The sequence below is a fragment of the Neobacillus sedimentimangrovi genome (assembly GCF_010614825.1).
Lineage (GTDB): Bacteria > Bacillota > Bacilli > Bacillales > Cytobacillaceae > Neobacillus > Neobacillus thermocopriae.
Window position 1 is genome coordinate 30,024 of record NZ_JAAFZF010000027.1, and the last position, 10,841, is coordinate 40,864.

Genomic DNA, 10,841 nt, shown 5'->3' on the forward strand with positions numbered 1-10,841 from the left:
GGAGTAAAATGAAAACACCTAGCAGCTAAATGAGTTTAATCCCACTAAATAAGATCATTAAGGCCATTACGGTTCTTAATGGCTTCGCAGGGAGTTTAGAAGATAGTGTACTTCCAAAAAGAACACCGGGAATAGATCCCAATAATAGGTTGATCGTTAATAAGTAATCAACATTTCCGATTCCGGCATGCATCAAACCAGCAGCAGTTACTAGTAGAAAGGCATGAGCGATATCTGTTCCTACCAGCTGTGAAGGACTCATTCGGTAAAGATAAAGCATGACTAGGGCAAATAAGGAACCAGACCCAATGGAAGTCATTCCAACAATAAAGCCTAAGATGGCACCAATCGTGATCGTTAACATTCGCTTCTCTTTTAGAGGGATTAATTGCCATCTATTCCATTCCATCTTTTTCTTCATAAATGTTTTTATTAAAGTAGCAATAGCCACTAATATGAGCACATAGCCTAGCGCATGTTTAATGATTTGCTCTTGGTTATGAAAATAGGTGTCAAAAAGATGGAGCATGCCAACGGCGAAAATGGCGCTTGGAATACTTCCGATCGCTAAATATTTGACTAGCTTTAAATCAATGGTTTTTTGCCGGTAATGTTGGATGGAACCAAAAAGCTTTGTAATCGAGTTATAAAAAAGATCTGTTCCTACTGCAATGGAAGGATTTATCCCCAATAAAATTAAAATTGGTGTAAGCATGGCTGCACCGCCAACACCTGTCAATCCAACCATAAAACCGATTAAGAGCCCCATTATGATGATGCCGATACTCATTAGGCACACACACCTCAGTTATTTTGATCTTTATATACATCACTAAAATATGAAGTAGGTAAGTGCCTTGTTAGCCCATTTTCTAAAAGAATAAAAAAAGAGAGGGCCCTCCCATTTCATGAGCCGCTCTCTATTCCGTTATTTTTCTTCTTCTTCCTCATCATTTAGTTTAATTTTTTTACAGCCGATATATAAGCAAGAGAAGATTTCTACGTCTGGTTTTGCTTTAGCTAATCCTTTCACATACGGAGTGACTAAATCTTTAAAATCAGCCCCAACCCCTTCTTCTTCTAAAATTCCAAAAACATATAACTTTTTTTCTTCAAATAAAAAGGCCACATTCCCTACTGCTTTATTTTTGGAATCCACCACATTTAGCACTTGAAATTGGGGGGTAATCACTTCTGGTGAGAAAAATATTTGCACCTTTGATTGCCTCCTTTCCGTTCAGATCCAGTTCATAAGTAAGCGAGTTTATTAAGTAAATTGAAGCTTCTCAAATAAGGTATCCTTTTCTTTTTCTTTTGAGGATTCTTTCTTGGCCACTCGAATAAGAAACATGCAAAGGAGGGCGCAAATGAATGTTAATCCTGCTGTTGTTAAAAACATCCCAGTACGGGACCATTCCATTAATTTACTGAAAATTGGAGGCCCTATTGCGACTCCGAGAAAGCGTACCGACCCATATAGTGATGTCACGAAGCCTCTTTTGTCAGTTGGGACTGAACCGGAAATAAAGCTATTGATACATGGCAGCACAAGGCCGGTACCAATACTGCTCACTGCTAATACGGTAAAAAAGGGAACAAGCTTTTGAAAGAAAATCAAGGATGCAAACGAAACTGTCATTAACAGTAACCCCAAAATGATAAGTGATTTCATTCGTTTCATTCTTTTGCCGATCTTCGCCCCTGTAAAATAGGAAGTCGTGGTCATGAATAACAGAGGAATAGCTAAGATTCCTCCTTTTAAAACCCCATCAATCTGATATCGTTTTTCAAGGATATCAGAGATGTAAAACAAGATCCCAAATAAAGTAAAAAGACAAATCGCTCCTGTTAAATAGGCAGCAAATAGCCATCGCCCTTCTGTTTTAAATACAGATGCCAATCCTTTTACATATGTACCGAAGGAAGGGGGTTCTTTTTTCGTTTTCTTTTCTTTAATAAAAAAAATAGTCAATAAGACCGATAAGAAACAAAAGATAGGGAAGGCAAAAAAGGCGACATACCAAAACAATAAGGCAAATAAAGCCCCAATAAGGGGGCTAATTACTTTTCCGATTCCATTGGATGCCTCGACCAAGCCTAACACTTTACTTTGCTCTCCGCCCTTAAATAAATCACCGGTTAATGCCATGGCAATGGGTGCAGTACCAGCAGCCCCAATCCCTTGCATAATTCTTCCTACCATAATCCATACATAAGCATTGGAAAACCAAGCCGCTGCTACGCCTGCTAAAAGTCCTCCACTGCCATATAAAATCAGAGCAGGTATGATCACCGCTTTTCGGGAAAACCGGTCAGATAAATAACCAAGAATCGGTATTGAAATTGCAGCTGCAATGGAAAAAGCGGAAATCACCAAGCTGACTTTCAATTGGCTTATATGAAGGACTGATTTCATTTTTGGCAAAATCGGTATGAGCATGGAATTTCCTAATACTAAAATAAGCGGAATCGAACTGATGGCAAAGATGGTCATGCCTTTGTGTTTTTGCTTTGGCACTGATGACACCCCTAACTGAAAATATAAGCTATTTTATTGTTTGAATTGGATGATAGATTTATACAAGGCAAACGCCTAATTTCGATGGAGAAGGTCCTTTTATCTACACATTCACCCATTAGTTGAATAATCTATCCTAGAAAAAAGGAGGTATTTTCCCTATGGATTTTTTAAGCTTGCCCAAAAGGACGACCGGAAATCGAGTATATGGCTTAACATGTATCGCTGATTTCGGAACTCCCATGGGAGAATTGAGGAATATATTAGCCGATTATCATACCATTATTGATATCGCAAAAATCGGTATTGGTTCTGCATATGTGACACCCAACTTCAGAACAAAAATAAACCTCTATAAAGAGCATGAGATAAAACCTTATTGTGGTGGGACGTTATTTGAAAAATGCTACTACCAAAATAAAATGAGCGAATATATCCATTATTTGCATGATCTCGGGATCGAATGGATCGAGGTTTCGAACGGTACTTTGGATATTCCCTTACAAACAAGGATTGAATTGATTTCACAATTAAAAAAGTCGTTTCATGTAATTGCTGAAGTTGGTTCAAAAGATTGTAGGAAAGAAATGAGGATTTCCGAGTGGATAGAAGAAATCCAGCTCCTTTTGGAAGCTGGCTGTGAGTATGTGATTACAGAAGGAAGGGATTCGGGAACATCCGGTATTTATGAAGAATGCGGTACAGTTCGATGTGAGTTAATACATGAATTAATAAAAAATATTGATCCGAAGAAAATCATATTTGAAGCTCCAACTCCTAAGTACCAAATGTACTTTATCAAGGAAATTGGTCCGAATGTAAATTTAGGTAATGTAAAAATAAACGATGTATTAATGCTAGAGGCACAACGTTGTGGATTAAGAAGTGAGACCTTTTATTTGGAGGAGCATGAATGCAACTTACTATGATTCGGCACCTGCCCACAGAATGGAATAAAAATCAAATCCTTCAAGGGAGAAGGGATATCTCGATTGCCCCGATTACCGAGGAATGGAGAAAAGGAATGAACCGTAATTTGTCTATATTAAGACAGCAAATGCCATTTGATCTTGTATTAGCAAGCAGCTTAAAACGAACCCAACAGACGGCAAGACTCTACGAATTTGAACCAGAAATTGATCCCTTGTTAGATGAATTAGATTTTGGCCCCTTCGAAGGTAAACCTCGGGAGAAATTAATGGAAACTTATGGAGAAACATGGATTGAAAATCCAAAAGCACTCTTGCTTGGAGAGAGTATTTTACAACTGGAAGAAAGATTAGTTGCATTTTTACAAAAGTATCGAAGTTATAAAAAGGTATTAATTTTTGGTCATGGTTCCTGGATTCGGGCGATGCTCTCTTATGCAGAACATGGTCATGTCAATCATATGAACAAAGTGGTCGTCCCAAATAATACATGTAAGATTTTACCAGAAATAACCATTAGATCGGAGGGGTGAAACGTGAGTGACAAACTGACGTATGAAAATTGGAGTGACGTAAAGATCGCTGAAATTTTAAAGGAACATCGGGATTATCTCGATATTTTAAAATGGGCCTATAAGGAATACAAGGATGACATTGTGTATGCATGTAGTTTTGGAGCAGAAGGGATCGTGTTAATCGATCTCATTTATAAGATTAACAAAAAAGCGAAGATTATTTTCCTCGATACAGGTCTCCATTTTCCTGAAACATACGAATTAATTGAAAAAGTGAAAAAACGCTACCCTTCTTTAGAAATTTCCCTTATTAAACCAACCATGTCATTGGAGGAGCAAGCGAAAACATATGGGGAAAAGTTATGGCTTCGTGATCCGAATGTATGCTGTTATTTGAGGAAGATCGTACCATTACAGCAAGCATTAAGGAATTCACTTGCATGGATCTCCGGATTACGAAGGGAACAATCGCCCACCCGAATGAATACCCAATATATAAATAAAGATGAAAAATTTCATAAGATCAAAATTTGTCCACTGATCCATTGGACATGGGAGGATGTTTTAACCTATATAGATTTGAATCAACTTCCATACAATCCTTTGCATGATAACGGGTACCCAAGTATTGGCTGTGCACCTTGCACCTCACCTGTATCAGAGCCTGGAAACCAACGGGCCGGCAGATGGGCAGGCCATAATAAAACCGAATGCGGGATCCATCTAACATAGAGAGTCGTTTCATTTTTGAGGAGGAGAAGCAAATGACAAGAAGTATCCCACACGGAGGAATACTGATTCATCGAATCAATGAAAATCTAAAAGTTGATCCCTCTTTGAACCATGTGGAATTAAGTCGATTAGAACTAAGTGATTTAGAATTAATTGCAAATGGAGCATACAGTCCTCTAGAAGGTTTTATGGGAGAAGCGGATTATGAATCCGTGTTATATCATATGAGGCTTACATCAGGTCTTCCTTGGTCACTGCCGATAACATTGGCCGTCCCCCATAATAAAGCGAAAGAGCTAAAATTAGGGGAACATATTCATCTTACTTATAAGCAAAAAGTCTATGGAGTCATGGAGGTAAAAGAAAAATTTTATCCAGATAAAAGGCTGGAAGCTGAAAAAGTTTATAAAGCCACTGAACTCGCACATCCAGGGGTTAAAAAACTGTTTGAACGGCCAGATGTGTACATCGGTGGACCGATTACCCTTATCAACAGACCGGAAAAAGGCATGTTTGATCGATATTTTCTAGACCCGAAAGAGACAAGAGAAACGTTTCAAAAATTAGGGTGGAAAACGGTGGTTGGCTTTCAAACTCGAAATCCAGTCCATCGGGCTCACGAATACATTCAAAAAACGGCATTAGAGACAGTTGATGGATTATTTTTACATCCATTAGTGGGTGAGACGAAATCTGATGATATTCCAAGTGAAATACGAATGAAAAGTTATCAAGTATTATTAGAACATTATTATCCGAAAAATAGAGTGTTCTTGTCCGTTTTCCCTGCAGCAATGCGTTACGCAGGCCCGAGGGAAGCCATTTTTCATGCACTCGTTAGGAAAAATTTTGGCTGCACTCATTTTATTGTGGGAAGAGATCACGCTGGAGTAGGGAATTATTATGGTACGTACGACGCTCAGAAAATCTTTTCCAACTTTAGTGAGGAGGAGTTGGGAATCAAACCGCTATTTTTTGAACATAGTTTTTACTGCAAAAAATGCGAAAATATGGCATCTGAAAAAACATGCCCCCATGATCCTCAATACCATGTCATTCTCTCTGGTACAAAGGTGAGAAGTATGTTATCCAACGGGGAGCAGCCGCCAAAAGAATTTAGCCGTCCGGAGGTTGTGGAGATATTAATCCAAGGCATGAAGGAACTATATTACAAACATTAGGGGGGAGGAACATGGGAAAAAGCAATCATCTTACATGGCATCACTCTTCAGTGACGAAAGAGGATAGACATGTTTTAAACGGCCATAAAAGTTGTGTCCTTTGGTTTACTGGTTTATCAGGATCAGGAAAGTCCACTTTGGCAAATGCTGTTGATCAAGCCTTATATCAGAGAGGAGTCCATAGTTATGTATTGGATGGAGATAATGTTCGTCATGGATTAAATCGAGATTTACAATTTAATAAAGAAGATCGAAGGGAAAATATCCGCCGAATTGGGGAAGTAGCAAAACTCTTTGTGGACAGTGGCCAAATTGTTTCTGCTGCTTTTATTTCTCCCTATCTTGCAGATCGACAGTTAGTCCGAAACATGTTTGAACCAGGAGAGTTTATTGAAATTTACTTAAACTGTCCGATACAAGTATGTGAGGAGCGTGATCCAAAAGGATTATACGAAAAGGCAAGAAAAGGAGAAATTTCGGAATTTACAGGAATTTCTTCTCCCTATGAAATCCCCCAACATCCAGAGATCATCATTGAATCCAATCGTGAGAGTATGGAGGAAGCGGTCCATAAAATCATCACCTATTTAGAAGATAGAAAGATCCTCTGACTGGATCTTCTATCTCCTTCGCCAATTCGCCGTCAGGAACATTAATTTTTCAAATCGTAAATGATAGATAAAATCAATAATATTGGTTGAGAAAAATTGGCAGATCACCGCAAAAAGGACAATTTTATAATCAATGACCATAGCGGTTAATAAAAAGATGAACAAATTAATCCCCATCATTACTTTGCCGGGGCTCCAGTTCTTATAGTTTGCAATCATCAAGGCAGGAATCACCATTCCCCCGCTAGAGGCACCTGATCTGATTAATAGCCCTACCCCGATTCCAAAAAACAGACTTCCAGCAATCAAGTCTAATATCATATGAGTATGTATATGTGGAATATGGGTAGTGAAATGACTAACTGTCATAGAAGTGGTTGCCACGGAAAGGATTGTCCGAATCGTCCATGTAAACCCAAAAAATTTTAAGGCAAATAGGAGAAAGACAATATTGGCCAACCATAAGGAAAAACCGAGTGAGAGATTAAACCAATGGTTCATCAATATGGCTAGTCCTGCCGCACCCCCAGAAGGAATGGAATGTGGGAATAAAAACAAGGACATGGCCATACCTTGTAGAGTAGCTCCAAAAAACAAACAGCTATAAGTAATGATGAATCGTTTCATCCTATTGATATGGAACTTTAAGAATTTTTTGGATTATTGCCACATTCATTCCCCCTGGACTAGCTTTGCTTGTCTATTTTATGTAAAAGCATGTTAAAATATGATTGTTGATAAAATATCCATTTCCTATTACTATAAGATAGTAGGAGTAATAATGAGAATCATTGTTGATTGGGAAATCGTAAGTATGATGGACAGGAATACTTGATCTAAGACAAGAGCCAAATTAGAAGTCGTAAATTTGACTTTTTCTAATTTGGCTTTTTGCTAATTTTAATCATAAAGAAAGGAACTTTTTAAGAGAGATGACAAGTTCTATATCAAATATAAAGCGAAAAAAGAAAATCTTGCTGGAAAAGCATTTGTCAAAAGGGCTAAGCAGTTATGAATCCTTATTTGCTTGTGATTCTGATGCGATTTATGCGATGGATTTGGATGGATATTTCATTCCATTAAATCCAGCTTGTGAACAAATTTTTGGTTATGAAGCTTCTGAGCTATCAAAAATGTCGTATGTTAAAGTAGTCAAATTGGAGCATTTGGATCGAGCTATTTCCTTTTTTTATAAATCGCTGGAAGGAAAACTGCAAAATTTCGATTGCCAAATCATCCATAAAAGTGGAAAACTCGTTGATATCAATATTACTATCTATCCGATTGTCATTTCAGAAGAGATTGTTGGGGTATATGCGATTGCCAAAGATATCACCGAAATAAAGGAAAGAAGAAGAAAACAGAATGAAGAACTCCGGCAAAGAGAAGAAGTTTATATGGCCATCGTGGAACATTCTCCTGATGCAGTCGTCATTGCAAAGAAAGAGGAGATACTCTATGCAAACGACACCGCGGTCGCATTAATTGGGGCTAAAGATAAAAGTGAATTGATTGGAAAAAGTGTTTATGATTACTTGGATGATGCTTACTGCGACATTGTTAGAAAACGAGTGGAAGAGGTCGAGTCTGGAAAAACGGCTGAAATAATGGAAGAAAAACTGATTAGGAAAGACGGGGAAATCATTTACGCAGAGATAAAATCGATTCCAGCGATCTACCAGAATCAACCTGTACGCCATATTATGATACGCGATATAACTGAAAAGAAAAAAAGGCAAGAAATGCTACTACAAACGGAAAAACTTTCAGCCGCTAGGCAGTTGGCAGCCGGTATTGTCCATGAAATTAATCACCCATTATCCTCAATAAAAGAAGTGCTTTTGCAAATGGAAGCAGAACAAAAGATGAATTCAAAGTATATTGAAAGGATTCAAACAGAAGTGAATCGGATGGAATGGATCCTAAACGAATTACTACAAATGTCTAAACCTGAGGAATGTGACGAATAAGCAGTTCGGAAGTTTCACTTATTGGATAGACTCCCTTACATAGTCGATAGTGAGCGGGGGGCAAGGAAAGTTTGGTACCTAGTGGAGTCCTATTGACGGAACCGGTATTTTATGTTATTTAATTATTGGATTAGCACTCTGATTGATAGAGTGCTAATTGTTTTTAAATATATAATCGATTGAATGTAAACGTTACAAAACAAAGGAGAGAGGTCTTAAATGGAAACGAAGCAGTTTAAAGCGGAATCCAAACGGTTATTAGACATGATGATCAATTCCATTTACACCCATCGCGAGATTTTTTTAAGAGAGTTAATCTCCAATGCAAGCGATGCCATTGACAAAATATATTATAAAGCGCTAACAGATGAATCATTAACTTTTGACAAAGACAATTACTATATAAAAATAGAAGCAGATAAAGAAAGCCGTACATTAAAAATCATCGATACAGGAATCGGAATGACGAAAGAAGAGCTTGAAAATAACCTTGGAACCATTGCAAAGAGTGGCTCTTTGGCATTTAAAACCGAAAACGAACTAAAGGATGGTTATGATATCATTGGCCAGTTCGGTGTTGGTTTCTATTCCGCCTTTATGGTCGCAGATGTGGTTACGGTTATTAGTAAAGCTTTAGGTAGTAAAGAAGCCTATAAATGGGAATCAAGAGGGGCAGAAGGCTACACCATTGAACCTTGTGAAAAAGAATCCGTTGGAACAGAGATTATTTTAAAAATTAAAGAAAACACAGAAGAAGAAAATTATGATGAGTATTTGGAAGAATACCGCTTAAAATCCATCATTAAAAAGTACTCTGACTTCATCCGTTATCCAATTAAGATGGATGTGACAAAAAGCAGGCTCAAAGAAGGCAGCGAGTCAGAATATGAGCAATACAAAGAAGAAGAAACCATTAACAGCATGGTTCCAATTTGGCGAAAAAATAAAAAAGAATTGACTGAGGAAGATTACAATAATTTCTATTCAGAAAAACATTACGGATTTGATAAACCGCTTAAACACATCCATATTAATGTAGATGGTGCGGTACGTTATCAAGCCATTTTATACATTCCAGAAAAGATTCCATTCGATTATTATACAGCCGAATATGAAAAAGGCTTGGAGCTGTATTCAAGTGGAGTCTTGATTATGAATAAATGTGCGGATCTATTACCTGATTATTTCTCTTTTGTTAAGGGTATGGTAGATTCAGAAGATTTATCACTGAACATTTCAAGAGAAATGTTACAACATGATCGCCAATTAAAGCTAATTGCCAAAAATATTAATAAGAAAATTAAAAGTGAGTTATTAAACCTATTGAAAAATGACAGAGAGAAATATGAGAAATTTTATCAGTCATTTGGTAGACAGCTGAAATTTGGCGTTTATAGCGATTTTGGTGCACATAAAGAGGAATTAAAAGATCTCTTAATGTTCTATTCTTCTAAAGAAAAGAAACTTGTTACTTTAGATGAATATGTTTCTAGAATGCCTGAAGATCAAAAATATATTTACTATGCAACCGGCGAAACAAATGAACGTATTGAAAAACTACCTCAAACCGAGCTTGTCGCAGATAAAGGCTATGAAATTTTATACTTCACGGACGATATCGATGAATTTGCTATACGTATGTTAATGTCTTATAAAGATAAGGAATTTAAATCCGTTTCAAGCGGAGATTTAGGTTTGGACGCGGATGACAAGCAAGAAGATACTGCTGCTGAGGAAAAAGAACATAAAGAACTGTTTGACTTTATGAAAAAGGTTCTTGATGGGAAAGTCAAAGATGTTCGTATCTCCAAACGTCTGAAATCACATCCTGTCTGCTTGACTACCGATGGCGCTTTATCCATTGAAATGGAAAAGATTTTAAATGCGATGCCAAACAGTCAAAATGTTAAAGCTGATAAGGTGTTGGAGATCAACGTTAACCATGAGGTGTTCCAATCATTGAAGGATGCCTTTGAAAAAGATAAAGATCGATTGACACTATATACTGGATTATTATACAACCAAGCGCTTCTTATTGAAGGGCTCCCAATCGAAGATCCAGTAGAGTTTACGAATAATATTTGTAAAATTATGGTATAATTTTGAACGACCCTAGCATTTTCGAGAAGGATTGCACGTTTAAAACGGCAATCCTTTTTTGTGTGCGCCCGGCATGGGTGTAATCTATAGGGTGAAAGTCCCGAGCTGCGAAGGCAGAAGTAGCAGTTAGCTTAACGCAAGGGTGTCCGTGGTGACGCGGAATCTGAAGGAAGCGAGCGGCAAACTTCCGGTCTGAGGAACACGAACTTCATATGAGGCTAGGTATCACTGGGTGAGTTTGCATGACAAAACAAAGCCCTTTCTGCCGAAGGTGATACAGAGTAA

General features: G+C 37.6%; 11 protein-coding genes. 7 read left to right on the plus strand and 4 right to left on the minus strand.

Annotation, left to right across the window (positions count from 1 at the left end; genetic code table 11):
* Window positions 1-25: 25 nt before the first annotated feature.
* From GZA11_RS10235 to GZA11_RS10245, 3 genes are all read right to left on the minus strand, one after another.
* Entirely contained in the window at window positions 26-790 is a 765-nt protein-coding gene (locus GZA11_RS10235; protein ID WP_038541421.1) for a sulfite exporter TauE/SafE family protein, read from the minus strand.
* A 138-nt stretch (window positions 791-928) separates the two neighbouring features.
* Window positions 929-1,216: a hypothetical protein gene (locus GZA11_RS10240; RefSeq protein ID WP_038541424.1), complete on the minus strand. Its 288-nt coding sequence runs from the start codon at window positions 1,214-1,216 to the stop codon at window positions 929-931.
* A gap of 51 nt (window positions 1,217-1,267) precedes the next feature.
* Entirely contained in the window at window positions 1,268-2,494 is a 1,227-nt protein-coding gene (locus tag GZA11_RS10245) for an MFS transporter (protein WP_235212214.1), read from the minus strand.
* Window positions 2,495-2,679: 185 nt separating this feature from the next.
* Between GZA11_RS10245 and GZA11_RS10250 the strand changes: the two genes are divergently transcribed.
* Genes GZA11_RS10250 through cysC form a run of 5 tightly spaced genes read left to right on the plus strand, consistent with a single transcriptional unit; the run spans window position 2,680 to window position 6,486 of the window.
* The gene (locus GZA11_RS10250; protein ID WP_163183711.1) at window positions 2,680-3,447 is read left to right on the plus strand and encodes a phosphosulfolactate synthase; all 768 of its coding nucleotides are present in this window, start codon (window positions 2,680-2,682) and stop codon (window positions 3,445-3,447) included.
* Complete coding sequence (locus GZA11_RS10255; RefSeq protein WP_163183713.1) at window positions 3,432-3,980, plus strand: histidine phosphatase family protein; 549 nt, start codon at window positions 3,432-3,434, stop codon at window positions 3,978-3,980. The genes GZA11_RS10250 and GZA11_RS10255 overlap by 16 nt, the downstream gene beginning before the upstream one ends.
* A gap of 3 nt (window positions 3,981-3,983) precedes the next feature.
* On the plus strand, window positions 3,984-4,694 hold the full coding sequence (locus GZA11_RS10260; protein WP_163183715.1) for a phosphoadenylyl-sulfate reductase: 711 nt from the start codon (window positions 3,984-3,986) through the stop codon (window positions 4,692-4,694).
* 32 nt (window positions 4,695-4,726) lie between these two features.
* The gene (gene sat / locus GZA11_RS10265; RefSeq protein WP_163183717.1) at window positions 4,727-5,875 is read left to right on the plus strand and encodes a sulfate adenylyltransferase; all 1,149 of its coding nucleotides are present in this window, start codon (window positions 4,727-4,729) and stop codon (window positions 5,873-5,875) included.
* Between the two features lie 11 nt (window positions 5,876-5,886).
* Window positions 5,887-6,486 (plus strand): adenylyl-sulfate kinase, encoded by a 600-nt coding sequence (gene cysC / locus GZA11_RS10270; protein ID WP_163183718.1) that lies wholly within the window; start codon window positions 5,887-5,889, stop codon window positions 6,484-6,486.
* Window positions 6,487-6,495: 9 nt separating this feature from the next.
* Here the strand turns inward: cysC and GZA11_RS10275 are convergent, their stop codons facing one another.
* Entirely contained in the window at window positions 6,496-7,113 is a 618-nt protein-coding gene (locus GZA11_RS10275; RefSeq protein ID WP_038541443.1) for a YitT family protein, read from the minus strand.
* A gap of 362 nt (window positions 7,114-7,475) precedes the next feature.
* Between GZA11_RS10275 and GZA11_RS10280 the strand changes: the two genes are divergently transcribed.
* Together GZA11_RS10280 and htpG are read left to right on the plus strand one after the other, a co-directional pair.
* Window positions 7,476-8,456 carry a PAS domain S-box protein gene (locus GZA11_RS10280; protein WP_163183721.1) on the plus strand — a complete coding sequence of 327 codons (981 nt, stop codon included), beginning with the start codon at window positions 7,476-7,478 and terminating at the stop codon, window positions 8,454-8,456.
* A 219-nt stretch (window positions 8,457-8,675) separates the two neighbouring features.
* The gene (htpG, locus tag GZA11_RS10285; RefSeq protein WP_163183723.1) at window positions 8,676-10,556 is read left to right on the plus strand and encodes a molecular chaperone HtpG; all 1,881 of its coding nucleotides are present in this window, start codon (window positions 8,676-8,678) and stop codon (window positions 10,554-10,556) included.
* The last annotated feature ends 285 nt before the right edge of the window (window positions 10,557-10,841 follow it).

Coding starts and splice junctions, on each gene's coding strand:
- GZA11_RS10235 (WP_038541421.1), bottom strand. CDS start 790: ATGAGTATCGGCATCATCATAATGGGGCTCTTAATCGGTTTTATGGTT.
- GZA11_RS10245 (WP_235212214.1), bottom strand. CDS start 2,494: ATGACCATCTTTGCCATCAGTTCGATTCCGCTTATTTTAGTATTAGGA.
- GZA11_RS10250 (WP_163183711.1), top strand. CDS start 2,680: ATGGATTTTTTAAGCTTGCCCAAAAGGACGACCGGAAATCGAGTATAT.
- GZA11_RS10255 (WP_163183713.1), top strand. CDS start 3,432: ATGCAACTTACTATGATTCGGCACCTGCCCACAGAATGGAATAAAAAT.
- sat (WP_163183717.1), top strand. CDS start 4,727: ATGACAAGAAGTATCCCACACGGAGGAATACTGATTCATCGAATCAAT.
- cysC (WP_163183718.1), top strand. CDS start 5,887: ATGGGAAAAAGCAATCATCTTACATGGCATCACTCTTCAGTGACGAAA.
- GZA11_RS10275 (WP_038541443.1), bottom strand. CDS start 7,113: ATGAAACGATTCATCATTACTTATAGCTGTTTGTTTTTTGGAGCTACT.
- htpG (WP_163183723.1), top strand. CDS start 8,676: ATGGAAACGAAGCAGTTTAAAGCGGAATCCAAACGGTTATTAGACATG.